General features: G+C 37.6%; 28 protein-coding genes. 22 read left to right on the plus strand and 6 right to left on the minus strand.

What is annotated here, in order from left to right; all coding sequences use genetic code 11:
• Positions 1-8: 8 nt before the first annotated feature.
• The 3 genes from ACWPW6_RS18835 to ACWPW6_RS18845 are packed head-to-tail and all read left to right on the plus strand — an operon-like array spanning position 9 to position 1,949.
• Positions 9-971 carry a hypothetical protein gene (locus tag ACWPW6_RS18835; RefSeq protein ID WP_109910886.1) on the plus strand — a complete coding sequence of 321 codons (963 nt, stop codon included), beginning with the start codon at positions 9-11 and terminating at the stop codon, positions 969-971.
• A gap of 57 nt (positions 972-1,028) precedes the next feature.
• On the plus strand, positions 1,029-1,586 hold the full coding sequence (locus ACWPW6_RS18840) for a hypothetical protein (RefSeq protein WP_094962558.1): 558 nt from the start codon (positions 1,029-1,031) through the stop codon (positions 1,584-1,586).
• A 48-nt stretch (positions 1,587-1,634) separates the two neighbouring features.
• The gene (locus ACWPW6_RS18845; protein ID WP_094962557.1) at positions 1,635-1,949 is read left to right on the plus strand and encodes a hypothetical protein; all 315 of its coding nucleotides are present in this window, start codon (positions 1,635-1,637) and stop codon (positions 1,947-1,949) included.
• Positions 1,950-2,000: 51 nt separating this feature from the next.
• Here the strand turns inward: ACWPW6_RS18845 and ACWPW6_RS18850 are convergent, their stop codons facing one another.
• The 5 genes from ACWPW6_RS18850 to ACWPW6_RS18870 all read right to left on the minus strand — a co-directional run bounded on the left by ACWPW6_RS18850 (position 2,001) and on the right by ACWPW6_RS18870 (position 6,223).
• Positions 2,001-2,438, minus strand: coding sequence for a hypothetical protein (locus ACWPW6_RS18850; protein WP_094962556.1), 438 nt, complete (start codon positions 2,436-2,438; stop codon positions 2,001-2,003).
• A gap of 57 nt (positions 2,439-2,495) precedes the next feature.
• Positions 2,496-4,031 (minus strand): UvrD-helicase domain-containing protein, encoded by a 1,536-nt coding sequence (locus tag ACWPW6_RS18855; protein WP_094962555.1) that lies wholly within the window; start codon positions 4,029-4,031, stop codon positions 2,496-2,498.
• A gap of 254 nt (positions 4,032-4,285) precedes the next feature.
• Positions 4,286-4,645, minus strand: coding sequence for a TraA family conjugative transfer protein (gene traA, locus ACWPW6_RS18860; RefSeq protein WP_234430105.1), 360 nt, complete (start codon positions 4,643-4,645; stop codon positions 4,286-4,288).
• A gap of 113 nt (positions 4,646-4,758) precedes the next feature.
• Positions 4,759-5,565, minus strand: a complete 807-nt coding sequence (locus ACWPW6_RS18865) for a DsbA family protein (protein WP_023159944.1) — start codon at positions 5,563-5,565, stop codon at positions 4,759-4,761.
• A gap of 16 nt (positions 5,566-5,581) precedes the next feature.
• Entirely contained in the window at positions 5,582-6,223 is a 642-nt protein-coding gene (locus tag ACWPW6_RS18870; RefSeq protein WP_023159943.1) for a hypothetical protein, read from the minus strand.
• Positions 6,224-6,253: 30 nt separating this feature from the next.
• Here ACWPW6_RS18870 and mobH point away from each other — a divergent pair, with 30 nt between their 5' ends.
• The 17 genes from mobH (at position 6,254) to ACWPW6_RS18955 (ending at position 23,735) form a co-directional block, all read left to right on the plus strand.
• A complete protein-coding gene (mobH, locus tag ACWPW6_RS18875; protein ID WP_094962554.1) occupies positions 6,254-8,755 on the plus strand; it encodes a MobH family relaxase in 2,502 nt (833 codons plus the stop codon).
• On the plus strand, positions 8,752-10,665 hold the full coding sequence (gene traD / locus ACWPW6_RS18880; protein WP_023159939.1) for a conjugative transfer system coupling protein TraD: 1,914 nt from the start codon (positions 8,752-8,754) through the stop codon (positions 10,663-10,665). The genes mobH and traD overlap by 4 nt, the downstream gene beginning before the upstream one ends.
• Before the next feature lie 362 nt (positions 10,666-11,027).
• Entirely contained in the window at positions 11,028-11,687 is a 660-nt protein-coding gene (locus ACWPW6_RS18885; RefSeq protein ID WP_023159938.1) for a DUF4400 domain-containing protein, read from the plus strand.
• Positions 11,688-11,769: 82 nt separating this feature from the next.
• A complete protein-coding gene (locus ACWPW6_RS18890; RefSeq protein WP_072070772.1) occupies positions 11,770-12,051 on the plus strand; it encodes a hypothetical protein in 282 nt (93 codons plus the stop codon).
• Positions 12,048-12,839 (plus strand): DsbA family protein, encoded by a 792-nt coding sequence (locus ACWPW6_RS18895; RefSeq protein WP_023159937.1) that lies wholly within the window; start codon positions 12,048-12,050, stop codon positions 12,837-12,839. Before ACWPW6_RS18890 ends, ACWPW6_RS18895 begins: the two co-directional genes overlap by 4 nt.
• A gap of 21 nt (positions 12,840-12,860) precedes the next feature.
• Positions 12,861-13,145 carry a type IV conjugative transfer system protein TraL gene (gene traL, locus ACWPW6_RS18900; RefSeq protein ID WP_023159936.1) on the plus strand — a complete coding sequence of 95 codons (285 nt, stop codon included), beginning with the start codon at positions 12,861-12,863 and terminating at the stop codon, positions 13,143-13,145.
• Entirely contained in the window at positions 13,145-13,798 is a 654-nt protein-coding gene (locus tag ACWPW6_RS18905; protein ID WP_023159935.1) for a TraE/TraK family type IV conjugative transfer system protein, read from the plus strand. Before traL ends, ACWPW6_RS18905 begins: the two co-directional genes overlap by 1 nt.
• On the plus strand, positions 13,791-14,792 hold the full coding sequence (locus ACWPW6_RS18910) for a TraK domain-containing protein (protein WP_023159934.1): 1,002 nt from the start codon (positions 13,791-13,793) through the stop codon (positions 14,790-14,792). The genes ACWPW6_RS18905 and ACWPW6_RS18910 overlap by 8 nt, the downstream gene beginning before the upstream one ends.
• Positions 14,793-14,795: 3 nt before the next feature.
• Positions 14,796-16,088, plus strand: coding sequence for a TraB/VirB10 family protein (locus ACWPW6_RS18915; protein ID WP_023159933.1), 1,293 nt, complete (start codon positions 14,796-14,798; stop codon positions 16,086-16,088).
• Positions 16,089-16,104: 16 nt separating this feature from the next.
• The gene (gene traV, locus ACWPW6_RS18920) at positions 16,105-16,617 is read left to right on the plus strand and encodes a type IV conjugative transfer system lipoprotein TraV (RefSeq protein WP_023159932.1); all 513 of its coding nucleotides are present in this window, start codon (positions 16,105-16,107) and stop codon (positions 16,615-16,617) included.
• A gap of 79 nt (positions 16,618-16,696) precedes the next feature.
• Positions 16,697-17,512 (plus strand): DsbC family protein, encoded by an 816-nt coding sequence (locus ACWPW6_RS18925; protein WP_235906220.1) that lies wholly within the window; start codon positions 16,697-16,699, stop codon positions 17,510-17,512.
• A complete protein-coding gene (traC, locus tag ACWPW6_RS18930; protein WP_023159930.1) occupies positions 17,512-19,998 on the plus strand; it encodes a type IV secretion system protein TraC in 2,487 nt (828 codons plus the stop codon). Before ACWPW6_RS18925 ends, traC begins: the two co-directional genes overlap by 1 nt.
• Positions 19,982-20,260: a hypothetical protein gene (locus ACWPW6_RS18935; RefSeq protein WP_141240700.1), complete on the plus strand. Its 279-nt coding sequence runs from the start codon at positions 19,982-19,984 to the stop codon at positions 20,258-20,260. The genes traC and ACWPW6_RS18935 overlap by 17 nt, the downstream gene beginning before the upstream one ends.
• 1 nt (position 20,261) lies before the next feature.
• Positions 20,262-20,777 carry a signal peptidase I gene (lepB, locus tag ACWPW6_RS18940; RefSeq protein WP_109927599.1) on the plus strand — a complete coding sequence of 172 codons (516 nt, stop codon included), beginning with the start codon at positions 20,262-20,264 and terminating at the stop codon, positions 20,775-20,777.
• Positions 20,771-21,991, plus strand: a complete 1,221-nt coding sequence (locus ACWPW6_RS18945; protein WP_023159929.1) for a TrbC family F-type conjugative pilus assembly protein — start codon at positions 20,771-20,773, stop codon at positions 21,989-21,991. Before lepB ends, ACWPW6_RS18945 begins: the two co-directional genes overlap by 7 nt.
• A complete protein-coding gene (locus tag ACWPW6_RS18950) occupies positions 21,991-23,046 on the plus strand; it encodes a TraU family protein (protein ID WP_454210194.1) in 1,056 nt (351 codons plus the stop codon). The genes ACWPW6_RS18945 and ACWPW6_RS18950 overlap by 1 nt, the downstream gene beginning before the upstream one ends.
• 53 nt (positions 23,047-23,099) lie before the next feature.
• Positions 23,100-23,735 carry a hypothetical protein gene (locus tag ACWPW6_RS18955; protein WP_023159927.1) on the plus strand — a complete coding sequence of 212 codons (636 nt, stop codon included), beginning with the start codon at positions 23,100-23,102 and terminating at the stop codon, positions 23,733-23,735.
• A gap of 64 nt (positions 23,736-23,799) precedes the next feature.
• Here ACWPW6_RS18955 and ACWPW6_RS18960 read toward each other — a convergent pair whose 3' ends face one another.
• On the minus strand, positions 23,800-24,462 hold the full coding sequence (locus ACWPW6_RS18960) for a hypothetical protein (protein WP_109927598.1): 663 nt from the start codon (positions 24,460-24,462) through the stop codon (positions 23,800-23,802).
• Positions 24,463-24,745: 283 nt separating this feature from the next.
• Between ACWPW6_RS18960 and ACWPW6_RS18965 the strand changes: the two genes are divergently transcribed.
• Both ACWPW6_RS18965 and ACWPW6_RS18970 read left to right on the plus strand, forming a co-directional pair.
• The gene (locus ACWPW6_RS18965) at positions 24,746-25,474 is read left to right on the plus strand and encodes a hypothetical protein (protein WP_023159925.1); all 729 of its coding nucleotides are present in this window, start codon (positions 24,746-24,748) and stop codon (positions 25,472-25,474) included.
• Positions 25,475-25,604: 130 nt separating this feature from the next.
• Positions 25,605-26,102 (plus strand): hypothetical protein, encoded by a 498-nt coding sequence (locus ACWPW6_RS18970; protein ID WP_072070767.1) that lies wholly within the window; start codon positions 25,605-25,607, stop codon positions 26,100-26,102.
• Positions 26,103-26,158: the final 56 nt, after the last annotated feature.

Here is a 26,158-nt window from a genome sequence, read left to right on the forward strand (position 1 = left end):
GGCTCAAAATGACGGATGTTTCTTCCAATGCAAAAAAAAATGAAAGTAAAAAAGGACTTGGTTTTCTTCTGAATAAAAAATCCATGATTGCAGTTGCAGTTGCAGCAGGTGCAATAGCAGTATTTGTTTTACTCAAACCAGCAACAGACACGACAGAAATTGATGTTAATTATTATAGTGACGTTGAAACCTCTATTCCTGTTTTTAACAATCCCAAAGAGGCAGAACCAGAATCGAACAGTGCCGAGAACGTAACTAAAACCGATTCTCCGGCATCAGAGGTTAAATCCGACTCTGTTACAGGAGATGTTGCTAAGACGCTCTCAGAAGCAGAACAGGAGCATTCTGACGTAACAGAAACACAGAATCCATCAGATAGCGAACAAAGCATTAATGGCATGCTTGAGCATGTTAGCGAAGCTGCTACTTCAGTAGTGGAACACACTCAGGCATTAAGTACAAACTTTACAGGTCAACCACCTGCACCGGCAGCTCAGGAGCTCAGTGATGTGTATTACAGCAATCAGGCTCCAACACAGCAACAAGACTTTAAAAACGTATTTGATGCAGCATTGGAAGAAAGAAACAAACGCCTTGAAAATGACCAAAACCTCGACTATGTAGGGAAGCAATTAACGATCCCATACGCGCCAAATTCACAAACTAAAGTCTATCTCTACCGTAATTTTGCAGTGAAAATTTTCCTACCTGCACAATCCGAAGCCGTTAAAGAGCTCAATTACTTCATCAATGGCTCAGACCATGACGATCATTTCGACATCAAATTATTACCAAATAACATTTTGCTCTTATCGAAAAAGCCAAGTTCTGAAGTGTGGGGCGGCACAGACTTATTCATCACTCATGGTAAACAAAATTATACATTTATATTACTTAGTGCGAAAAACCCTGATGAAAGAACTGATTCTATTCATTATGAAAAAGTAAGCGCAAACACAACCAATAAGTGATCGTTAACTCTCCAAAACTACCTTACAGCCCCTTTTTGGGGCTTTTTTGGATTCAAAATGGAAAAATACACGAGTCTGAGAACAATAGCTGACGATATTCAGATGTACCCATATTCATATCTATTATGCCGACAATTATTAAAAAAGGGATACATCGAGGGCGAGGCTGTGATTGGTATCTATAAGCAAGAACTGGTCCACACTCCGGAGACAGATTTAGCTTACACAAACAGCATTTTGCAATACTCATGGATCGAGACAAAGGCTCATACCGTCATAGACCCTTTAATTGATTTTCGCGACGGAAACCGAGAAATTAACCTAATCGAGAGAGACAAAACACCAAATTACCATGCAGGCGTAAATCCCTTGAAAATTACGAAGGAATTACTTCCAGAACATCGTTGCTCTGATGAAGTGTTTACACTAATGAGAGGGGCTGAATCAGAGGCTATGAGGCGAATTTTAGGTTTAGAACAAAACCCCAATGGGATCACAATGACTGAAGCGGCTTACATAGCAAATTATCATACGTGTGATTACTTAGGATATGATAGGATTATTTTGAATTTTTTTATTAAACACAAATTAACACCAATCATAATAAACGAATAGTCGCTGCTTTATTCAAGAGTGAAACATAAACCATATAAGAGATAAATTATGCCAGATTTAGAATATTACTTACTTTCCCCTGCTTCACACAAAGGTGTAGAAAACGAACATGCAAACTCAGGTAGAATGTTAGACCGATATTTGAATACTAATGGTCGCTGGAGTGCATTTCCACCCAAGAAGAATATTAGCTTATTATATTGGAGCTCAAGAGAGGAAATATTAAAAGCCGCAGAAATAGCAATCAATTCAGGGCGAGATGTGCATATTTGCAAAATATCAACAAATGGAAAAGTAAACCAAGATAGAATGATTAATTACAACGAAAATCATTTACCCTGCCTAACAGGATATATAAAGTAACTACTAGCAAAATTAAATGCAGATATGTGGAATATATCTGCATTTATTTGTTTATTTTATAAATTTAAATTTATGCTCATCTGATTTAGAACAATGTTTTTTATCACAAAACTCTCTTTCTTTGTTTATAAACTCACCTAGATATGTGTAAAATCCATCCGGTTCTTCATTTACAGATTTTTTTAATTTTTCGTATGCCTCTTGGTTCATCGGCGTATACTTCAATAGCAATTGGTCTAAGTATTCAATTTTATTACTTGCTATTTTTCTGCCAAATACTCTATATGCTATATATCCAGCTAACAATGATAGAAATAATGATAGCCACAGATTAAATTCAGCTTTCAAAGGTAGAAAAAAAATTAATAAGAAAAATATCAAGGCTGCGGGTCCATACGATGCTTTTGCCAATTCTCGGTTTACTGTCATTTCATCTAGTTCATAGCATCGTTGAATTTGGTTAAGACTGGTTCTATTTTTCTTTGACATACTAAATCCTCTTACTGCTGATAGTATTATATTAATTACTATTAATGAAAAAGTTGGTTAGATTTGTGTTGTACTATTTAAAAAAATGTGTAGTTCTTCCGGAGTTACTATTGGAATGTTTCTTTTTTTGTCTTTTCTATATTTTATTAATGAAATTATTTCCATAATTACCATTGATACCGATAGAGCTTTCGTAGCTCTGGTTACTGCAACGTATAACAAATTTAATTCATCATTAATAAATATTAGATTCTGTTTTTGTTTTGGTGTTTTCTCAATATATTCAACTAATGAAACATAATCATCATCAATCTCAATATATTCCCATTCAAGTCCTTTCGATGAATGTGCAGTTACAAGCGTTAAATCAGCATCATTGTAATTATTAACTGCTGCTTCTTTAATTTTATCAACCAGCTCTAGAATATCAGGCTCATTTTCAATTAGGTGTATCGTCCTTTTCAACGTATTGTCGCCTGAGTTCTCTGCAACGCTTACAACCCGATCCCAATTTGGATAGTCGTATAAAAATGCTTTTCTCTTAATCATTTTAGTATTGCCGATATACAGATAGTAAAAATCAGCAATATCGTCTAAAGCATACCTATCAATACCACCTACGAAGAACACTTTTTTACCGTTTCTTCCAGCGTCAATTGCATTGATCAACACAGATAGATTGGTGCGTGAAATCACAGTTCTAGGGAAGATATTCTTGATTTCAGCTTTATTTATGAGCTTATCAGTAATACCGGTCGTTTTAAGGCTTACAGTCTCCCCTTTTAACATCAGTATGGCATTTGCGATAGCTGCTACACATCGTCCAAACCGATATGACGTAGTTAGACGCAATATCTGAGCTCCATCACGTACAGAGGCATCTAGGGCATCATTTGCCCCACGCCAGCGGTTGATCATCTGGTGCGTATCACCTACAAAGATTCGTTTGCATTCACATTTATCTAGCATTGCCTTCGTTACTAAGTTGGCATCCTGTGCTTCATCAAACAAAATGATATCGAACCATGTATGTAGGGGAGGGGCTACTAACTGAAAATATTTTATGTAAAAGTCAGGGGGAGCAGGGAAGTCACTGTTAGGGTCAGCTTGTAATTCAAAAATGAGTTTTGCATTTTCTAATGCGCATTTCCTAACATTTTCAGCATGTTTTTTACCATTCCCTGTGTTCTCTGTTGGAACGTGATGTATCTGTAACGAATAATCAGCAGACCTATAATAATTATTTAGAGTCTCGATTATGAGAAATTGCAATTGAACAGATGTAATATTTAGTAGCCGAGCCACATCGAACCCATTGAAATTAAACTTCATTTTGTACTTCAATTTTTTCAAATACCGATATGCCATTGCATGAGTGGTGATCACTTTGGTATTAGAAGGAAATTTTTGTGATGCTTCTATCTGTATGCCTTTGTTGTAAGCTAAGTACAAAATACGTTTATCCGGATTACGCTTTGCCAATTGAGTCAATATGAACGTTTTGCCTGAACCTGCATAAGCCTGACAGCAAATATACTTTTCTTCAGAGGCTAAAATGGCTTCTTGTTCTTGAGATAAGATTATCTTTGACATGAAAATGCCTTTATATCATTATGTTACAGTTAACATAACATAATTGCGTAATGGTTTTTAGCGAAAGGGAATGTAATCCTTCCCCAAAGATTACTGTCTATTGTTTTTGTGCCCCGCAGATCCTATGCTGATATCCAAGTGGGGTTATGGATACACAAGAGAGTATCCGGATGGTGATTTTAATATCCATTAATATTACTCAGATAAAAAAAGCCGTATTCTCATACGGCTTTTCTTTGAGTTGCTGCTTTCTACTACAATATCGGTAATGCCGTTGTTACTGCAACAGATGAAGTCATGATACCGTTGATGATATCCGGAGCATAGTACAGACCAATTGCCGCACCAACCGCCACTGCAAAGGTCATTAACGACTGACGAACAACCGCCGCAGCAATACCAACAACTACAATCAGCCCCACTAACACACGACCTAATGACCCCTGCATATATGCAGTAATTTGCATCCATACTTCTTTGAAACCGGACTGTTCGGTTCCTTTGCCATAGGCAAACATAACTGCCAGTGCCGCTACACATAACACTGCGAAAACCACGAAAAGCACTTTTTTGGTATCAATTTTCGGCATGGCACATGTTTTTACTAATTGCATATCTAACCCTTCTATATTTACAGTATTAAAATGACAGCAAACTACTATCAACGTGGATTTTACATTTACTAATTAATATTTATCTTTTATAAGGTTACTAAAACGAATTGGTTTTATTGTGATTTTTTCATCATAGCTTCGATGGTGTTTACAAACATATCCATTGGTACAGCACCTTCTATCACACGTTTTTCTCCAGTTTTATTATCAACTATTACCGTTGTAGGTGTGCCTGAAACACCAAGAGAACGGCTTTCTGCCTTGTCTTTATCTAAAGTTAACTTTACAGAGTCAGTTTTAAGACATGTGTTATACGCAACAGGGTCTAACTCAAACATTCCGATCATATCTGCGGTAGCAAAATCAAATTCATGATTCCCCCACATTGAAATGATCTTCCAGTGATTGTCAGTGTTTTGAGCACCAGCACAGAGCATTTTCACGGCATAATCAGTAGCATTTGGCTCGTGGAATGGTAGAGGGCTGTTTTTCCATTTCCAATTGACTAAACCACCATTCGCCTTATCAACTAGTGTTTTAGGAGTAGATGCGAAACGTTGGCAATATGGACATTGGAAATCCATGTATGTTACAAGTGAAAATCTCGCATTCTCATTGCCATAAGTTAGTGTGTTGGAATCAAGCTGGACTTGGGAAAGATTGAGATTTGGTTCTTCAGGTTGAGCTTCAGGCTGTTGGACCGGCTCAGTATTTTCAGACAGAGACAAAATTTTGCTTAAAGACTGGTTTACACCAGCACTTTCTGTTTTTGTAGCATTTTGAATAGTAATTGACGAAGCCAATAGTATATTAGTTTGCTTTAGCTCACTTGTGGTTAAATAGGTACTGGTTATTCCTACGCCAACTATTGTAGTTAAAAGTGCAATCACTGATTTTTGATACGTTGATAATTTATTCATAATGAAAAATACCTTTCTACTTTATTGCAGGTGATGGTTCGTTTTGGTTATCAATATAGATTTTCATTCGATAGTTTTTGAGAGAGTCAGGCTCTCCATTTTGTAAAATAACTAATTCTTCATTAGTTAATTTATACTCTGGATCAGAACAGTATTTTTCTTTGATACGAATATATTCATTCCGAGATTTTTTATTCTCAGGCGTTTCCTTCAGAAAATAATTTCGTGAATTTTCACCACAGAACGATGGTAATTCAGGTTTGGTATAAACGTTCGATGAACTACTGCGAGCTAAACTACTTATTAACAGGTCTGTATGAAAGCTACGGTCCACAGGAATATGTTTTTTACCTTGGTCGTAGATCTCGTATGGTGATGCAATTACGTGCCTGTAACCTTGCTGTCGCAATGATGCGCCACCTCTATTCGTATCTTTCCAATTTTCGCGATATGTATAGTCAGCAGGATAAGTAGCCGTTACTGCTTTTCGAGCAATTTGCTTATCAATTACGTCATTCGCTGTACCGCCATAACCCGATTCAATGCTAATTGTGGATGTTTTTACATAATTTCCACACCCAAATATGGGCTTATCTGCGCTACTACAACCTGATAAGGATGTTGCAAGCAGACAACAAAATATAAATGACTTTTTCATCTAAGTTCCTCACTGAAGATCGTGGTGAGTATGAACTATTTAGGTGCAGTTTTTCCCGATATAACAATGCAAAACGGTTCTAATTATGAAATTGCAAATTTAAAAACAGGTAACATTGTTGCATCAAATAATCTTAAAAATTTAGAGAAGCAGGTTCGCCGAATGTTTATAAACTGGTTAAAATCCATACTGAAATCAGGGAAAGATCCCTTCTCAGTAGATGTGTCAACATCGCCAGATATGCAGGAATCACAGCATTCCATACTTCAAAAAGGTGAGATTGAAATTCCGGATGATATTAAATCTCAAATAGAAACATTCAAAATGCCGATTGGATATCCGCCAAAAATTGAAGGATATCCTGCAAGAATCAGCGGAAAACAATTGCTGATTAAAACCCAAGCGGAAATGATCACAAAAATCAAAAGAGAAATGCAAATCGGTGAGCTATTTGATGAATTGGTCATGCCACTACTATGTAATACTGCTGATTTTATACACTTACTACCGGCTTCTGAAGCACATCACCACAGAGCTCAAGGAGGGCTTTTACGACACAGTTTAGAAGTCTGTTACATCGCAGTTAAGCACACAAAGACCACTGACTTTGATAGCAATGAAACCCCTGAAGAACGGTCTGCTAACGCTTTGAAATGGCGTCTTGCAGTGGCTGTAACAGCATTACTGCACGACATTGGTAAACCAGTGTCTGACTATGAAATTTGGGATCAGACTGGTGTATATCAGTGGAAACCGAGTGGAAAAAACCTGTTTCATTGGGCTGTTGAACACGATATAGAAAGATATTTTTTACAGTGGAACAAGAAAAGGCATAACAATCATAGAATTATAGCACCTTCGCTTATTGAAAAAATTGTTCCTGCGAAAGTGATAGAACTACTTCAGCAAAATAGTAAAAACCTATATTTCAAAGTTATAGAGGCAATTTCTAACAGCGATAACATGGAACTGGCGGATAAAAAAACAATCAATGGCAATCAGTTGTTTAATATTCTGTTACTCGCAGACCGAGCCTCTGTTGCAAATGACCTTAAATTGACATCAGGTGATGCGATACGCGCTGCCGGTTCTGGTGTATCAACTATTCAGCGTCTGGTTGATACTATGCGCCAATTTATATCATCAGGTCGTTGGACCCCAAACGTTCCTCCTAGTCCGATTTGGTCAACGCCAGATGGGGTCTACATTATTTGGGCTAGTGCCGCTGAAGAATTATGCAAAGAGATAAAAAACCTTGGAATTTTTATCCCACAATCAGCAGATAGTTTAGGTGAGATACTATTAGCTCATGATGTAATCATTGAAGCGCCAAGAGGTTCACTCTATTGGAAGATTGCACCAAAAAAGTTACTCAAATCAGCGTCGTTTATAAAAGATCCAGACACGTTCTTTTACTGCGTGAAATTAGCTTCAGACGAATTACTATTTGGCGAAAATATAAAGCCAACACATGCATCTGTTTATGTCAAAAACGAAACGAGTTGGGTTAGTTTTGAACCAAAAACAGGAACTAATGTAGAAATCACAGGTGAAAAAACTGAACCAACTATCGTAAACAATGATTTTAAGCATCAACCGATTGATATTGTAGATAAAATAATAAATGATACACCTCCAGAATCTGATAATGTAACTAGCATAATGGAAACGCTTGAAGAACTAGCCATTATCGAGCCGGTATGTAATGAACAAGCCGTTGAAGTACCTGAAGTTCAAGTTATAGCAGCATGTGATCTCAAGATACAGGGTGGTGATACACTGCCAGTAGGCAATCCTGCTTCTGAGATAACCCATAAACACAGCCTAGGGTTAAAAGAACGGATTATTGCCATGAGTAAACCGTCAGTAGCACTACCAATGAAATCACTGACTGATATACCAGTAGCTACTCAATTATCTGAGCAGAAATCATTGTTTGCAGACGTGAAACTTGATGACACCGACTCCGTAGAGATTACAACTCAAAAGGGTATGCATAGTGATATCTATATTACAGCTGATCTTCATATCAGAGAGGCTTTTGAAATATATCTATTAGGGCTTTCAAAAAAACAGTTAATTAGCAACATAAATCAAAATCACTTACTGGTTGATGATAAACTCGAAATACCCTCGGCATGGAAAGCCAGAAGCCCTCAAGCATCGCGTTCTAAAGATGATGAAGCGCTGGTGCTTTTAAGATCAAATTTCTATCTTGTTTTGAAAAAAGAATTACTCATTGATGTATTTATCATCACTGGATTTTCTGAAATTGAACAAATGTTAAATCCAGTCATTCCTGACTTAGCAACTTCATTAATTGAAGATGTCATATTTTCTATTCACAATGAAAACGACATTTCAGAAAACCAATTTAAAACGATTCAATATATAGAGTTGAGTCGGACAGAACTTATTGAAATATCTGCTAAGTTGGGGGTGTCTCAAACGACATTCAAACAAATCATGGCTGTTAGGTTTGAAAGCTACAACAGCCATTTTGGACTTCAATTTATGCGAGAAAAACAATGAGTGATTGGAAACATTTAATGCCATTTCGTACTAACTACGAGATGTATGAAGTTTGTGGTTGGGGAACCGGTGTATTAGCTACGGTCGGTGTTGGTACATATCTATCAATGCCTCTAACTGCTACGCTATCTGCTGCTGCGATACAAAGCATTTTCGCTATGAAATCATTGCCAAATGCAATTAAAATTGCAGTCTTGCATAAAAACCTAAAAACCAGACCGGCTCCTACGTTTACTTCAGCCTATGATGTTGTCAAAGAAATGATGAACAATCGCGACACGACATTGATAGGTAAAGGCTTTACATGGCGGCATGAGCATGGACAACGGGCATATGAAATTTTAAAAAGTGGTGTTGCTGACAGGTTTTTACCTAATGATCATGAAAGCATGGGGCACGGTTGGATTCATAAATTAGGGAATTCAAATGAGTGGATCAGCGTACCTGACGACTTAATGACGCTACATACGTCATTAACTGGTACTACGGGTTCCGGTAAAACGACTCTTTACAAATTACTTATTCTGCAAGCTGCTTTAAAACGGCAACCTCTTATTCTAATTGACCCTAAAAATGATGAGGAACTTGCTGATTATATGTACAAGTGCATGAAACTAATGGAACGAGAAGATGATTTTTATTATCTTTCCATTGCACACTTGGATAAATCCAACCGGATTTCACCAATATCAAATTATTCCAACTCAACTGAAGTAGCCAGCCGTATTATTTCCGTTATCCAGAAGGCTGATAACACAACTGATCCATTTATTTCATTTGCGACAATGACGTTGACAACTATTGTGCAGTTGATGAATTTCGCAAACGTAAAGCCTACTCTTGTAAATATAAAAGCACAGCTTGGTACTAATTTGGGTAATTTTGCTGAATTACTTGTTAAAGCAATCGACAAATTAGGATATGAGCTATTTCCTGATGTATACGACTCACTTCTTGATCGTAGACTAGAACATCAATCAATGACTAGAACGACAGGAACTATCGAGAACCATGCCGGAATAAGAATCACTATCTATCTGAATGATATTGCAAAAATTAAGGAATATACATTCATTAAAAGTGGAATTGACCTATTTCAGCATAATCGTGAACATTTCCAAAAGATGATATTAACGGCACTACCTGTATTAAGCATGTTAACTAGTGATGGGTTAGATGAAGTATTGTCACCGTCCAGTGAGAATATTGATGATGAAAGAGTCATTACTAATATGAAAGATATCATCAATACAAACGGGATGATGTATTTAGGGCTTAATTCTCTTGCTGATGGTGATAAAGGAAACGCTGTTGGCTCAATATTTCTAAGCGATATCACTGCTGTTGCGGCTGATATTTATAACTATGCAAAACCGCGCGGTGAAAAGAAACGCGATACAAATATTCTTATTGATGAAGCTGCTGAAGTTATCAACGATCAGGTTATTCGGCTTCAAAATAAAGGGAGAGGGGCAGGGTTTAAGTTATTCATTGCCTCACAGTCTACCACTGACTACGTTGCTACCCTTGGCTCTGAAGCGAAAAAAGAACAAGTTAGTATAAATGCGAACCATAACATTGCATTACGGACTATCAATATTCAAGGTCAAAAAGATTTAATAGAAAGAATACCAACTACAAATTTCAAGTACATCCAAAGAGGGCATGGTACGAGTTCGGGGGAAGATCCAGAAAAAATCACCGGAAGTATTGGTGAGCGATTGATGGAGGTTGAGAGTGAGTTATTTCCTCCACAACTATTAGGAAACCTCCCAAATCTAGAGTTTTGCGCTATTTTAAAAGCGGGGAATATATGTAAAGGTCAAATTCCAATTGTACAATTACCAACCAGCGAAAAAGAAGTATTAAAGTTAAAGATGCTAATCAAAGAATTTAATAAGGCACGTTAAATGGATAATATTGTCCCAGAGTATGAGTTTAGATCCAATGCAAGCGACATATATTTTGCTCGTTTTCTTCTCCAGTGGAATATTTGTAGCCGTCAGATCATATTGATGCTTCTATCTATGAAGGACACTGAATTTGAAACCATTTTCTGTGACTACTTCAACGAACAAATTGAGAAATATTATCAAAGAAAAAAAACTGATTTGAAGATTTCAGATTGGGACAATCTAGCAATAGTCATTTCAAAATCCATAATTTTTCTTTCAAAGTTAAATAACACTTCGCCTTTAGATGAATATCACAAGTATAAATTCCCTGAAAGGTTAGATAATAGCGTTATTTCCAGTTTCTAAAGAGGTTATTAATGTCAGCCGATACACAATCTAACGGTAGCTCAATTAAAAAACTGTTACTTACGGTAACAGTTTTACTCATTATCATGTCATTGTTTATCCCTGCTGAATGGTATAAATCAAACATGGTTAGCGAGTTAAAAATGGGCGAATTGATTACTGGTAAAAGTGGTTTTCATAGCCAGATTCTCCCATTTGCCAATGAGTTATATAATGACTTTTTTGTTCAAACCGGTATCAACTCTGCGTTAACAAATTACTATGCACCATTGCCAGTGTCAGCTGATCCGCTGGAGCAAACGTTTAACAATATAAGTGGGATTTTCTATCCATTTTTCATTAACTTAGCGAAAATGATAAATTACCATAACTATATGATTGTATATCGTATGGCTCTTTTATCATTTTGGTTGCCGTTCTTTTGTATCATTTTAGTACCCTCACTCATTGCCGGTGTTTGCAGATGGAAGCGGAAGCAATACGACTTCTCATATGTATCACCCTTTTTAAACAGACGTAGTATGAAGCTCATAGGGTTGACTGTTTTCTTGGTTGCAGTATCAATTTTGATACCACTGCCCGTACCACCAGTTATAAATGCAGTCATGACATTATTTGTTATACCGACTTCCATTATTTTAATGATCAGTAACCTCCCTAAGCAAATCTAAAAACAATCATCATTGTTTTAATACCCTTCTGCCAAAAAAAACCCCGATAGATTGGTACATTATGCCTCTGTCGGGGGGTCCTATGCTTAATAAATCCAGTCATTTAATTACGTCAGTTTTAGCGAGTATTTTTGTTTTCAATATCATTACGTTGGCTGTCAATTTTCATTTGTCTAACACGCTTAGAACATTTAATAGCGATATTTCAAAAGTCACATTGAGCTCTGTCTATCTTGAAGATGAAAGCGAACTTGTATTGAAGTTATTTGAGCTCACTAAAGATGAACTCGAAGCGACTAATCAAATGCCACAAAGGAAAATGATTTCTCGTAGCGATTTAATAGAACTTGGTCAGAAGAAATGAAAAAAATAACTTTTACACACGTCAGTGTTGTTGCTCTTGCAGCATTAACTGCTTTTACGGGTACGAAAACATACTTTTTAAATGCTGATATGAATGAAATTCAGATAGCAGTTGACAGTATTGAAATACCTAAAATAGCCAATGATGATGATTTGGCGAACTTTTTTAGCACGTATATCGCTGCAACTGGTTATAAACCAACAACTCTAAAAACACCTGAACAAATCTCAGAGAGCAATAAAAGTACACTCGAACAACCGTCACCAACGAATGATCGCGTTTACGGGAACATAAATGCACCATTTTTATTGATTCACTATTCTGATTTTGAGTGTCCGTATTGCGGTCAGGAGTTTCCTGAATTACTCGATTTCGTTGATTCATCCGGCGGTAACGTAGCTCTTGTGTTCAAACACACACTTGGTCATGGTCAACGCTCGCTGTATCTATCAACGTTGACAGAGTGTGCATATGCGCAAAAGGGTAATTATGGTTTTTTTGAAGTTGCGAAATTCATTTTCGATTCTCAACGAAGTGGCGGATTTAGCACGCCTATTGCTCAATTAGCAAGTAGTTATAGTCTCGATGAGACAGTGTTTCAGAGCTGCGTAAACAGCAATAGCAGCAACGCGAAAATTTTATTCGATACACAAGAAGCCATTGGTCTTAACTTTGACCGAACTCCAAGCACTATCGTTTCATATCAAGAAAAAGCGGTTCCGTTACAAGGCGCAGTTCCATTAAACGAAATCAAAGCAGTAATGGGACAGTTAACACAAGTCAATTAGTTGATATATAAGGTATTTAAAATGAGTAAGGTAGTAAATATATCTCACAGTGTTGATGATCCACCTAAGCTATTTTTCTGGACCGTTGACGAGCTATTTCCATTCATGGTCATGATCGGTATTGGAGTTTTTACTGGAAAATTATTAACCATGATCGCGGTTGGCGTTGTTCTTAGCAAGATATATGGACGTTTTCTTGATAAAGCATCTGATAAATATTTAGCCCATTTGGTCTACTGGCGATTTGGCATCGGTGACAACAAAATTACATTTATTCCTGATTCATTTGACAGAGAATTCTACTGATGAAATTTTTCAAAATGACAAAAACAGTTTCCAGATTACAGGAAACATCAAAAGTCCTATCACTATCTAATTTATGCACTGGCTTCATTGCGATTGGGTTACTGTTACTTCTGTACGGAAAGAATGAAAAGATCATTATTGTTCCGCCTAACTTACAAACAACTGGCTGGATTGATGAAAATGAAGGTTCTACGGCATATATGCAATCGTGGGCGAGTTATATCGCAACGTTACTTGGCAACACTAATCCCTCATCAGTAAATTTCGTTAAATCCTCATTAGCGCCGTTTCTTTCTCCCAATAGCTACCAACGGATCATGCTAAGTATTGATGATGCAATCAGTCAGATAAATCGTGACCGTGTATCACTGTCATTTACACCAACTCGCATTTCAACAGACCCGAAAGCGAAGGGCGTCTACTTTGTCGAGGGTTCACAAGAAGTTAAAAGTGTGACAGGGAGAACTACGACTAAGACAGTTCATTACATTGTCACAGTTTATATTCGTGGCTATAAGCCCGTTATCGAAGATATTCAATTAAAGAATGGGGATGCATATTTGCCGACTTATGAGCAGGAAGCAAACGGCGGTGTGTTACCAGATGATTCACAGTCTAAAGAAATTATCGAAGGAAGTAGAATAAATGATTAATTATCAGGCGAAGTTCAATTGTAAGGTTTTGCTTCTTTCACTAGCTTTGAGCTCATTCGCTTCAGCGAAAACTATTTCTGTCTATGGTCAGGATCAACAACCTTCAGGCGGTGCTGAGAATCAATCCAGCTCGATTAAAGAGATTGCTTCAGACGACCTAAATATTCAACCGGTGCCATCGTCTGTCATTTCATCAAAAGCTAAAACTAATTCCCGTATGACATACACAATTCGTTCAGGTGAAAACACGTTAATTCCAGTCTCGTTAGGACAACCTAACAGAATTGTTACACCGTTTTCAGAACCGGTTGTTCAAACGATAAAAAAGAATGAAATAAAAATAAGACAGGAGGGTAATGTAATTTACTTTACTGCATTCAAAGATAACCCTGTTGCTATGTACATCACGAATAAAGGTGATGAAAGTAAAGCAATCTCATTATCCCTTCACCCACAAAAAAGACCACCTGTTGAAGCAACCCTTCTTTTAGAAAAAGATGATGGAAACATGGCTGTATATAACAGCGGTAAGTATTACACCCCCACAGCCTCGGGTAATAAGGACGTGGCGGATAAATGGGAAAAAAGTGACTCATACACTCGTACCATTACTAAATTACTCAGGAGTGTTGCATTAGGTGATGTACCCGCTGGCTATGAAATTATGGGGATCAATAATGCTGGCATTTCTATACCTAATTGCGCGTTCAGAACAAATAGCCCACAAGATAATATCAAATACACCTTCAGCGAAGGGCAGTATCTGTCCGGCAGTAATTTCGGCGTAATAATTGGTGTAGCGAAAAACGTTGGTAACACAACTGTCACTGTTGATGAGTCACTGTGTACGCACCCAAGATTAGCGGCAAGAGCACTTTGGAGTAATAACACGTTAGAACCACAGCAATCTACTGAGGCTTATTTTGTAATTCGTAAATCTAATACGGCAGAGGAAACACGTTCTGAAAATTCTCGCCCTCGTTTAGCGGAGTAATGCATGTCTATCAAAGACCAATACGAAAACCTGAGCCCCAAACAGAAAAAAATAGTCTTATGGGGTGGGGGAGGGTTATTACTGGTAACTGCTTTGTATTTTTTAACCAGTGAACCTGATTATCCAACTGCTGTATCGGCTGTGAATAATAAACCAGTGACAAATTTACTCACTAATGCTGACACGCAGGGCGTTAGCCAAGAATCAATCGCCGCTGATTTGCGACGAATTGATGACAGAATTGATAGCCTGTTATCAGTACAAGAATCGTATAAAAAGGAAGTTACACAACTGTATGCTCAACAAAAAATATTAGAGAATCAAAAAAATGATCTTGCTACTGAGCTAAAAGAACAGCTTGATAAGCAAGTAAAAGAGAAGATGAACACACCGGATTATACGAATAGTTTCTCCAATACCGGCAGATCATCAAATCAGGTGGGAGGTGGTCGTAATCTGAATGATGTTTATGAAAATGATATACCGTACAGTCCGAACACAACACAGGAAGCAAATACGTCCGGATCAGATGAAGAATACCCTGAGCTGACGACCTATGATGGTACAAATAATCACGACTCAGAATCCAAAGCGAATAATACATTATCAAAATCCGAAACGGATGCAAATGTGAGCCCTGAGCTGGAAGGAACGTACTTACCGGCTGGCTCTATTATTTCCACAGTTGCTTTGTCAGGGATGGATGCACCCACAGCGAAAGCGGCAAGAGAACACCCTTATCCAATGTTAGTGCGAGTGAAAAGAGAAGCCATTTTACCTAATAACTACACTGCGGATATTCGTGATTGTGCAATTATTAGCAGTGGCTATGGCGAGCTATCATCAGAACGTGCCTACTTACGCAGTAACACGATCTCCTGCATCAGAGAAGATGGGGCAGTTATTGAAGCAACCTTTGATTCGTATGCCGTCGGAGAGGATGGGAAAATCGGTATTCGTGGGCGCTTAGTAACAAAACAGGGGCAATATCTTGCGAAAGCGCTTATTGCAGGATTTCTTCAAGCTGGCTCGGAAATGTTCAGTGTTCAGCAAATTCCGTCTATCACGTTAACACAGGACGGAATAGGACCAACACAGTCACCTTATCAACAAATTAACAGCAATAAGGTACAAGGTGCAGCAATGAAAGGCGTAGGCAGCGCACTCAATCGGTTAGCTGACTTTTACATGGATATGGCACAAGACCTGTTCCCTGTAATTGAAATTGACCCTGCCAGATCAATAGATTTTGTTGTCACAAAAGGCGTTCAACTTCAATTCAGACAAACTAATTAAAATACGGACTTACTCTATGAAATTTTTACTATTGCCACTGATGGTTTTAACTACCCTTTCATTAACCGCCTGTTCATCTCTTATGGTCGGTGAAACAGAGTTTGGCTGTAAAGGTATGCCTAATTCAGTAACGTGTATGAGTGTTCGTGACGTACACAAATTGACTGATGGTGAAAACTATCAAGAAAAAATTGATACTGTTTCTCAAATGCAGCTCAACGGAGAAGTAGTAAGCAAAAGCGATATGGATAACATACTCAAATCAGAAAATAGTAAATGGGTTGGTACGGAGTCTGGACAATATGTGCCTGTGCCAAAACCTGCGGCAAACCCACAACCCATTAGAAGCGAGTCGATGGTAATGCGTGTTTTAATCGACCCATACGAAAACACAGATGGAGATCTTATCATCACAGGGTATGTCTACACGGAGATATCGCCTCGTAAATGGGAAGTCGGTGTTTCTCGTCCAGATCGCAAGCACAATGCGGTTCTCAAACCACTACAAACACCAGATAACCGAAAATAGCTAGTGGTCAGCAACAATTTTAAAAAGGACTTTTTAAGTCCTTTTTTTATTACCAGACAAGAAAAGAAATTTTTCAGATGTGAAAGAATCACAATCCACAGATAAATACGCAGATGGTGCAGGATTCAAAATGAAAAATAAGATACACCTTAGTTTAATCTCATTAGCTTTAGCATTCACAACCGCACACGCTCATGCGAACTATGCTGATATCGAAAAAACAAATACTCAGACTGTTTTCAATCAAGAAGCATTAAAAGCACATCCCACAAAAACGCCTGATATTCCCAAATTTCTATTACCAAGCAATGGGATAATTGCGCTAAATAACAATGGTAGTTTACAGCTTCTTACCTCGAATGGGCGCTTTGTTATCAAGGGAACTTTATATGATACATGGGCGAAAAAAGATTTAACCTCGTTTGAAGAAATTCAAAAGTACGGCTCAATTATTCCTGTAAAGAACCTCAATATTAAAATGGATGATTTGCAGTCTGCAACGTGGGGAAAAGGTCCAAAGCAGACCATTATTTTCACTGACCCGTTCTGCGTTCAGTGCCATGAAACGTTACAACAACTAAATGATCTTGACCCTGAGAAATACACTGTTCATGTACTTTCCGTAGGCGTTTTAAACAGTAATAGCCAGCAACGCAATTTTGAATTGTATTGTGCAAAAGACAGATACAGAGCTGACAGGGCAATCATTACTGGGAATAACAGTGTTCGTTTCGAGCAAATTGAAAACTGTGACCGTGAGGCTTTGATGAAAAGGGAAATTACCGCACAAGTTTTTGGTGTGAGCATGATTCCATTCATTATTCGTGACGATGGTACTTACAACGTTGGTAAACCAGTTGAAGGGTTAAAGTCATTTTTGGAGAGTGGTAAATAATGGCAACAGCTTCTATCTTAAAAAAAATGCAAACCTTTAAGCGTTTTTCATCTTTATGTCCAGTTTTAGCTATTCATGACGATGAAAACATTTTTATTTGTGAAAATAACTATATTGGTTTTGGATTTAAATGTATTCCCTTGTCTGGTACAACCGGAAAAGAGCTCTCTCAATTAAAAACACTTTTATCTGGGTATTTCCCAAATAGTACCGTTATTCAGATATCTTTATTTGCCTCTCCAAATATCAGCCACATTGCAAATAGATCTGATTTCTTACGCATGAATTGTCAGAATCAGGTTATGAAAACGACGAGCTTAAAACGCTCGCGTTTTCTGTTGGCTCACACATCGAAAGCGTTTAACGGCACAAATACAAAGGCTCGTAACTGTGAATTATACTTTACAGTTAAAGTGCCTATTAAAAATGATCTTTCTCCTTCTCTGAATGAATTAAACACTGTTAGAGAGATGCAGGGTAACTTTGAAACCACACTTAGAATGACGGGTTTCGCACCTCAGCAACTAACAAGAGAAATATATCTTACCGCTATCACTTCAATGATAAATCAAGGCAGTAATGCGACATGGCGCGACAGAATGCCGATTGAAGTTGATGAAGACAAAATGATTTCGGAACAGCTACTAGAACTGGATAGTTTGTTTTTCGTTCGCTCTAATTATGTCGGTTTTGGCAATCCGGAAGATGAGAGTAGTAAGGCAGAGACAAACACTACTTTTGCAAGAACAATTTCAGCTAAAAAGTTACCTCGTAGATTTCAAGAAGGTTCTGCTCAGTATTTTTTAGGCGATTTGATGAACGGTGCAACTGGTATTAAAAACCCTTGCATTATCACAATGACACTGGTTTATCCGGACCAGCAGAATGCTAAAAGTACATTTACATCAAAACGTACAGTTGCTACGCGCAACGCTGATGGACCATCTTCCAGATGGGTTCCATCAATGAAAACTACGAGTGCGGGATTTGATGTGTTGGCACAGAAAATTGATGATGGACAGCCAATTTATAAAGCTGCTTTTACTGTTTCAATTTTTGCCAACTCTGTGCAACAACTTAATCAATCAGTACAAGAGGCAACCAGTTACCTCAACAATCTATCTTTCAAAATGATTCCCGATGTCAATTTTGTTGCACCGATATTTTTAGGAACGCTGCCATTATTTTATGAAGCAAATGCTGACAAAGTTTTAGGTCGTTCTAAAACTCTTGCGGTAGAGGAAGCTCTCGTTCTTTCTCCACTTTACTCTGATTGGCAAGGTACTGGTAATCCGGTTCTAACTCTTACATCACGAAATGGTCAGGTCCAGACAATGGACTTTTTCCAAAGCGATACAAACTACAACGTTTGTATTGCTGCATCATCCGGCTCAGGTAAATCATTCTTAACTAACTATATTATCTCTGCATACCGCTCACTAGGCGCGAAGGTATGGGTAATTGACGCTGGCGACTCATATAAAAAATTGTGTCAGATGTTTGATGGTTCGTATGTAGATTTCCATCCATCGACTAAACCATGTCTTAATTTCTTTGAAATTATTGAGGATTATTTTGGAGAGGATGAAGATGCTGAAGAAGGAACCGGTGAAGAAGATTTAGTTATTGGTTTGCTGTCAGTCATGGCTGCACCACAAGACGGGTTGGGGGATTTTGAAACATCCCGTTTGAAAAATCATGTTGCCAAATTAGTCAGGAAACACGGTAAAGAAACAACTATCGACATGGTAGCAGACTCCTGCAAAAGCGATCCTGATCAGCGCATTAAAGATATTGGTGAGCAGTTATATCCTTTCACAAAAGAAGGTCAATACGGCAAATATTTTACTGGTAAAAACAACATCTCTTTTGATAATCCGTTTACTGTACTTGAGTTGGGTCGTATTGAAAAATCCGAACACCTGAAACAAATCATTTTGATGCAATTAATTTATCAGATTCAACAAGATATGTATCTTGGTGATCGTGATCAAATGAAAATTGTGATCATAGATGAAGCATGGGCGTTACTGACAGGGAACATCGGTGCATTTATTGAGAAAGGCTACCGCCGGTTCCGTAAGTATTACGGCAGTGCTATTACGATTACCCAATCTATCAATGATATGTATAAGGACCGTGTCGGTCTTGCTATCACTGATAATTCCGCATTTCTTGCCATGCTTGGACAAACCGAATCTGCGGTGAATAAAGCACGAAGGGAAGAACGTTTGCCGCTCGACGAAGCCGGTTACGAATTTTTGAAAACAGTTAAAAGCCAAACGGGGATCTATTCTGAAGTCTACTTTATGAGTGCTATGGGTGGCGGAATTTGCCGGTTCCTCGTTGATAAGTTTTCTTACATGCTTTACACAACAAGAGCTTCTGAAGTACAGGCGATTGAGGATCGTCTGAAACAGGGACAAGACGTCATTGATGCAATCGATCAATATTTAATAGAACAAGGGTATGGAAACGATGATTAAAACCGTTTTATTACCGATCTTGTTCGGGTTTATTGGTGCGGGTATTTACTCGCACTTAAAGCCACCAAAACCGCTAGTGGCACAAATTGCTGTGATAAATATGAGCAATCCGGACGGGAGTATCAAGTCGCCCCAAGAACGCGCTGTAATACAGCATAGAGCTGATATTTTGAAAGATAAGGGATTCATCATTTTCAATCAATCAGCGCTTCATACGGCTCCTGACGGCGTATACATCAGTGGAAAGCTAAAAGATAACTGATATGCACCTGAAGAATTTTTATAAAAGAATTTCAAGGAAAAAACGAGGTTGGGGGCGGCAATCTCTTTATATGTTGGTTATTGTCGTCACTGTCGCACCTGCCAGCCATTACGTACTTAATCGCTTTTCAATTGGGATTGATCCGCAAAATTACCCCTGCCTCCCTGAACACCGAATTTATCTAATTGATAAAATGGACAAAGATATTCAGAAAGGGAAAACATTTGCTTTTCGGTCTGAATACATCAGTAGCATTGCGATCAAATTTATAGACGGTGTAGCTGGTGACAAGGTTAGGGTCAATCCTGAAGAAACCACGGTCAATGATCTGATGGTGGGTGAAGGACTTCTATTAGCAAGAGAATCTGGTCATACAGAGCAGGAATTACAACGTGAGGGGATAATTCCTGTCGGTCATATCTGGCTAATGGGTCGCACTAAGGTCAGTTTTGATTCACGGTATTGGGGCGTACTCCCCATAGAAAATGTGATCGGGAGAGCATATCCGATATGGTAAAAAAGAAAGTTACATTATTGATTTCTCTATTAACACTATCCATTACATCCAGTGCAAATAGTAAATTAAATATGGTTACTCCATATACAGAGTCCATTCCTACTGTCGAACGATCTACTGATGCGGACATGGCAGATTTGGAAAAACTAAAAGCAGTGGCAGCGGCACAAGCTGAAGTTCACAGAGAGGCAACGCGCCAGCTTATCGCAGATAAAAACGTTATGGCAAATCAGGCTATTAACAAGCTAACGACTGATGAAGGGCAGATACTAAAGGAGATGATCAAAAGCCAGAATGAAAGTGAAAGTTTCAACCAACAGCAAAAAGGTAATGTATTTTACATATTGATTTCGGCAAGCCTTAAAGATACTGAAGTAATTGATATTATGCGGTCAGTATCAGGTCGTAATGATGTAATCCTAGTTGTTCAGGGAGTTAGAAATAAAGATTCACTGGTCGATGAAATAAATCACTGGCATAAATTAATTCGCGATACAAAGTCAGAAGTGAATTTCACAATAGATCCGAACATTTTTATTAAATATGGTGTGCGAACCATTCCGACTATCATTCATGAAAATGACGGTGAATTTGTATCTCTGGTACATGGAATTTCCAATGTTAATTATCTCGATAACAAAACAGGGAATATGGGTGTGCAAGGACCAGTTGTTGAGGTAATTGAACGTAATATGCTGGATTTAATTGAAGAAGGTATTAAAAATCTAGATTTCGAAAAAATGAAAAAGGATGCCTATAACCGATACTGGAAGAATAAAGATATATACAAATTCCCTGAAGCTCTAAAAGATAGCACCCACTATGTAGACCCAAGCGTTGTGATACCACAGGATATATTATCTCCAGATGGACGCATAATTGCCAAAAAAGGGCGAGTAAACCCTATGGACGTTATCCCATTTAACTTGAAGTTAATTTTCTTCAATCCTGCTTCAGAATGGCAACGTATATTTGCACAACAGCAATATCAAAATGCCAAAGATGAAAATTTAATTCCTACATTGATTGCAACTGACGTATATGGGGATGGTTGGGAAACATTTTCAGATAGCAATTTGTATGGTGATAATGCCACTTTATATTTTATACAGGAAGGTATGAAAGAACGTTTTGGGATTCGTAATGTTCCAAGCATTGTAACCGGTGATGATAAGCAATTTATTGTTAATGAATATGCAGAAAGGAATTACTGATGAACAAATTTAAATTGTTATTATCATCTGCACTCCTGTTAACTTCGTTAAGCTATGCAGAAAGTGTACAAAATAATAATACTGCATCATTCACATGCAAGGATAATGAATTTTTAACAAAGGGCAAAATGTTTACTGATGTTTGCTGGAGTTGCATTTTTCCAATAAAGATATCAGGAGCTAATATTGGACCTAGCGGTGATATGCCTGATGATGCCGCAAAGGGCGTATTCTGCGCCTGTCCTGACGGATTAGGGGTTTATCACGCAGGGTTGTTAACTGGAGTGTGGGAACCTCGCAAAATTATGGAAGTTACGCGAGTTCCTGGTTGCTTCTCTACGATGGGCGGGTTAAAAATCAATGTGGGGAATAAATACAGTTACGGTACACAGGTATCAGATACAGGTCATGAGATAGACACGAATTCTGGTATCAGTTTCTATCACTATCATTACTACTCAGCTCCACTGTTACGTATATTAGATTTGTGGTTGCCAAAAGGTTGTCAACCAGACGCATACAGTGACTTTGATATCATTAGTTTTTCAGAGATTGACCCAACTTGGCATAGCGCCACGCTAGCCTTTTTCCAACATCCTGAGTCTGTTGCGGTAGCAAATATAATTGCACATCAAGCATGTACAATGGAATCCGTTGCCATTACTGGCGGAGGAAAGCCTATGAATAAGCTGTGGTGGTGCGCCGGATCATGGGGTGGTCAATATCCATTAACCGGTTCTACATCATCGAGAGACACACCACGGACAACCAGCCTGACAGCAGCAAAATCATTATCACTTGAACACCGCAGTGGGCTAGCACGTCTAACCGTGGGGCGTGAAGTGGCTTGTAAGCCTCGTGTTTACCCAACTATCCCTAAACAGCAATATAAGTTCAATATGGTGTTTCCTACACCGGAGACCAAAAGCTCACACGTACTTGGTGAGACACCTTACAAATGGCAGGGGGGCTCATTCAGATACCCTACGGGATCAGGACAAGAAAGTACGTATATGATCTTTCAGTGGATGGATTGTTGTAGAATCATACTTTAAAAGCATGTAATGTACTCTTTAACAGAGAGTACATTACGTAAAATAAGGGTAATATGATAACTAAAATTTATGCTGTTCCTGAAATTAAAATAAACTTATTTGAAAAGTTATATCATTGGACATCTATTAAATCAGCCATATCAATTTTAGAAAGTGAAAATATTTATAGTAATAAAGATGTAGGCAGACATGCTAATTTTCACATAAAGGATAAAATAGAAGATTACGAAACAAACGCGCAAATACGACTTATATTCAAGTTTAAAGGGATTCATAAATTAGCATTTGGTAACACATTTGATCAGCCCCTCCCCCCGCCAGAATTTGAAAATAGTATTTTTCACTTGATAACTTCAGATGAAGTAAAATATGACCCAAATAACATATCAACATTTAGCACACTAAATCATTGGCAATCAGTCGTATATCCGAATACTCGCGGGCTTATTTTTCAAGGTGTAGACTGGAATCCATCCCCTACTGTGGTTAGAAATAAAGACTGGTATCTACATCCAATTTATAATTTAGATACCGAGCCTAAAAAACCCTCAATTCTTAACAGAAAGGCACATAAACAATATAAAATAGATATTGAAATTTATAGGTTGAGAGAAAAGATAATGTTGCTAGAATCGAATGCAAAAGATAAAGAATTTACAGTTATTCCACCAAATAGTAATGAATTATAAATTTAAAATATTAACTAGGTGGTCACGTAGCTGACCACCTTTATACATTTAGTTTACAGAAAAATTATTTATCTTCAGCACCAGTGCTGTCATTATTATTTAATTCATTTTTAGCATTTTTTGCATTTATCGAATGATCGATTTCTAAACGCTTCATTGTTTCGCCATGACGAATAATCGTACTAAATATACCGCGAATACGCTTATCGGCAGTGATTTGAGTTTCCAGTATTTCAGCCAATGGTACTAACGAGTAATGTCGGCAAACATCAAGGTACTTGATTATGAGATCCAGTGTTTCTAAACCACTGCACATTCGTGTAGCCAGATAGGTACGGTTTTCAATCGTCATATCGCGGGGAGTAGAGTAACTCAATAACTCATATTTAGTACCCCGTTCAGCCTCTACTTCAGCTATGACCTGTGCCAATGTCTGCTTATAGTTTTCTATATCAGAAAAATTACTATCAACTGCCTGATTGAGTGACTTCATGATAGCAGCAGCTCGATCACGCATAATTTTGTCTCGATGCATAAGACAGCGTTCAAGGCGCTGTTCCAACAAATAGGCGGCTTGGCTTGCTACAAAGAACCGTTGATGATAGGCATCAATCGCAATAGTGGTATCTAAATGCATTTGGTATTCAGACGACGGTACAGAAGTTACTTTTTTCCGTCTTGTTTTTCGTGTAGTTACTGAATCGACAACTTCTTTATCCTGACTCATGTTTTCTCCAAAACCGGTTTCAAAGACCTTCATTATACGTACCAATAAAAAAGAACTTTTCATGATAGCAATAAAAGTTGTAATCAAAAAAGGGACTTGCATTCTTATTATTTTTGAAACAAAATGGTTCTGTTACAAGTGTCTGATTGACACTACATCTAGCTATGTTAACTCATAGTTCAATTCAGAGAGATCTCAATAATCCCTCTCTCCCCCGAAGTAGTTTTTACTACTAACGGCTTTAAACTCTCCAATAATACCCAAGTTTACGAAGGTAAATTATATGTTAATCATATCAATACTAGTGATTGGTGTGCTTGTTCACGCCTGCCTGAACTATAAATTCACGGTTGCATACGCTTCAATAATGTTTGCGCTTGTGTTTTTGTGGGATGGATCACTACCAAACGTAGAAAGTTTTAGCACTAAAAATCTGGTTTCGATTGCTATCAGTACAACTATCTTCATGATTTTGTATCTGAATAAACGCAATAGAGATCAGCTTAATAGACGAAAGGCACATTTTCGCAATGCCGATGATGTGAACCTATATCCAAACGCTGAAGTTCCAACTTCACACGAGTTAATGATTGCACACGATTGTGAGCAAAAAGACGACTCAAGCAATAATTATCCGGAAATTTGCGCCTTAAATAGCGATAGATTGGATAGAAATGAAGCACAGCTTTCATCTTCTAACGACTGTCGAAAGGGCTCTCACAAAGAATACCACGGTATTTTACGTGATTTCGGAGTAGCGCACTACCAGTTCAAACCTCAAAACAGACGGTCCTATTACGTTCGTATTGATGAAGATATCATTTGGGGTTTAGGTCTGGCAGATGCAATTGCTAACTCAACGGTGCAGAAAGGTGATTTCATCACACTCAAAAAAGAGCGTGAAGAAGTTGTTGAATATGCCCGTATAATTGATGAGTCAGGAAACCGACTCGGTAGTGAGAAACTGGCATCTCCCAAACGGAGATCTTTCTGGTTAATCACAACTGTTTAGCATCACGCTTAACAGTCAAGGCTTTTCTACGCCCTAATAAAATATATTCAATCATTGAATATACTTTATTCAAAAACTCTGAGCTCATAGTTTTAATTATGTGTCTCTTATTTAATAAATAGGTGAAAATATGTGTGAATTATCATTCTCAGGTAAAATAAATATTATTCGCTCGACTCAAGTAAAAGACAAAATAGTCTATGATGTTATGCTTGAAGATCAAAGTGCTTACTTTCATATAGTTTGTAAGGACACCAAACTTGCAGAGATATTATCAAATGCTAAAAGCAATGATACGATATTTGCAAAGGGTGAAGTTAAATTAAAAGAATCTGTAATTAACAATATTGTTAAAGAAAGATTCTATATTCTTCCATTTATATTATCAATCAATGGCGTTAATACTTACCAAACAAAATCAGAGATTGAAATAGATGAGGAAGCAAGACAACAGCGCGTTAGAAGTTTAGAACGCATCAGAGAGTTAACGGATATATTAAACTTTAATAAATCCAGAAATTCGCTTGATGAATCAAATAAAAAATTGGAAGAAAATAAATATGATAATAATCAGCTTTTGTTAAAAAGCCAATTATTAAGTTCATTAAATAGTAAAAAATCTATTTGAACTAATATTCATCAATTCCAATTCAAACAATAGCCGCTATATGCGGTTTTTTTGTT

Source organism: Providencia sp. Marseille-Q8014, from assembly GCF_965112055.1.

Excerpts from the sequence above, each read along its gene's own strand:
- ACWPW6_RS18835 (WP_109910886.1), top strand. The coding sequence starts at position 9 with ATGACGGATGTTTCTTCCAATGCAAAAAAAAATGAAAGTAAAAAAGGA.
- ACWPW6_RS18840 (WP_094962558.1), top strand. The coding sequence starts at position 1,029 with ATGGAAAAATACACGAGTCTGAGAACAATAGCTGACGATATTCAGATG.
- ACWPW6_RS18845 (WP_094962557.1), top strand. The coding sequence starts at position 1,635 with ATGCCAGATTTAGAATATTACTTACTTTCCCCTGCTTCACACAAAGGT.
- ACWPW6_RS18850 (WP_094962556.1), bottom strand. The coding sequence starts at position 2,438 with ATGTCAAAGAAAAATAGAACCAGTCTTAACCAAATTCAACGATGCTAT.
- ACWPW6_RS18855 (WP_094962555.1), bottom strand. The coding sequence starts at position 4,031 with ATGTCAAAGATAATCTTATCTCAAGAACAAGAAGCCATTTTAGCCTCT.
- traA (WP_234430105.1), bottom strand. The coding sequence starts at position 4,645 with ATGCAATTAGTAAAAACATGTGCCATGCCGAAAATTGATACCAAAAAA.
- ACWPW6_RS18865 (WP_023159944.1), bottom strand. The coding sequence starts at position 5,565 with ATGAATAAATTATCAACGTATCAAAAATCAGTGATTGCACTTTTAACT.
- ACWPW6_RS18870 (WP_023159943.1), bottom strand. The coding sequence starts at position 6,223 with ATGAAAAAGTCATTTATATTTTGTTGTCTGCTTGCAACATCCTTATCA.
- mobH (WP_094962554.1), top strand. The coding sequence starts at position 6,254 with ATGAACTATTTAGGTGCAGTTTTTCCCGATATAACAATGCAAAACGGT.
- traD (WP_023159939.1), top strand. The coding sequence starts at position 8,752 with ATGAGTGATTGGAAACATTTAATGCCATTTCGTACTAACTACGAGATG.
- ACWPW6_RS18885 (WP_023159938.1), top strand. The coding sequence starts at position 11,028 with ATGTCAGCCGATACACAATCTAACGGTAGCTCAATTAAAAAACTGTTA.
- ACWPW6_RS18890 (WP_072070772.1), top strand. The coding sequence starts at position 11,770 with ATGCTTAATAAATCCAGTCATTTAATTACGTCAGTTTTAGCGAGTATT.
- ACWPW6_RS18895 (WP_023159937.1), top strand. The coding sequence starts at position 12,048 with ATGAAAAAAATAACTTTTACACACGTCAGTGTTGTTGCTCTTGCAGCA.
- traL (WP_023159936.1), top strand. The coding sequence starts at position 12,861 with ATGAGTAAGGTAGTAAATATATCTCACAGTGTTGATGATCCACCTAAG.
- ACWPW6_RS18905 (WP_023159935.1), top strand. The coding sequence starts at position 13,145 with ATGAAATTTTTCAAAATGACAAAAACAGTTTCCAGATTACAGGAAACA.
- ACWPW6_RS18910 (WP_023159934.1), top strand. The coding sequence starts at position 13,791 with ATGATTAATTATCAGGCGAAGTTCAATTGTAAGGTTTTGCTTCTTTCA.
- ACWPW6_RS18915 (WP_023159933.1), top strand. The coding sequence starts at position 14,796 with ATGTCTATCAAAGACCAATACGAAAACCTGAGCCCCAAACAGAAAAAA.
- traV (WP_023159932.1), top strand. The coding sequence starts at position 16,105 with ATGAAATTTTTACTATTGCCACTGATGGTTTTAACTACCCTTTCATTA.
- traC (WP_023159930.1), top strand. The coding sequence starts at position 17,512 with ATGGCAACAGCTTCTATCTTAAAAAAAATGCAAACCTTTAAGCGTTTT.
- ACWPW6_RS18935 (WP_141240700.1), top strand. The coding sequence starts at position 19,982 with ATGGAAACGATGATTAAAACCGTTTTATTACCGATCTTGTTCGGGTTT.
- lepB (WP_109927599.1), top strand. The coding sequence starts at position 20,262 with ATGCACCTGAAGAATTTTTATAAAAGAATTTCAAGGAAAAAACGAGGT.
- ACWPW6_RS18945 (WP_023159929.1), top strand. The coding sequence starts at position 20,771 with ATGGTAAAAAAGAAAGTTACATTATTGATTTCTCTATTAACACTATCC.
- ACWPW6_RS18950 (WP_454210194.1), top strand. The coding sequence starts at position 21,991 with ATGAACAAATTTAAATTGTTATTATCATCTGCACTCCTGTTAACTTCG.
- ACWPW6_RS18955 (WP_023159927.1), top strand. The coding sequence starts at position 23,100 with ATGATAACTAAAATTTATGCTGTTCCTGAAATTAAAATAAACTTATTT.
- ACWPW6_RS18960 (WP_109927598.1), bottom strand. The coding sequence starts at position 24,462 with ATGAGTCAGGATAAAGAAGTTGTCGATTCAGTAACTACACGAAAAACA.
- ACWPW6_RS18965 (WP_023159925.1), top strand. The coding sequence starts at position 24,746 with ATGTTAATCATATCAATACTAGTGATTGGTGTGCTTGTTCACGCCTGC.
- ACWPW6_RS18970 (WP_072070767.1), top strand. The coding sequence starts at position 25,605 with ATGTGTGAATTATCATTCTCAGGTAAAATAAATATTATTCGCTCGACT.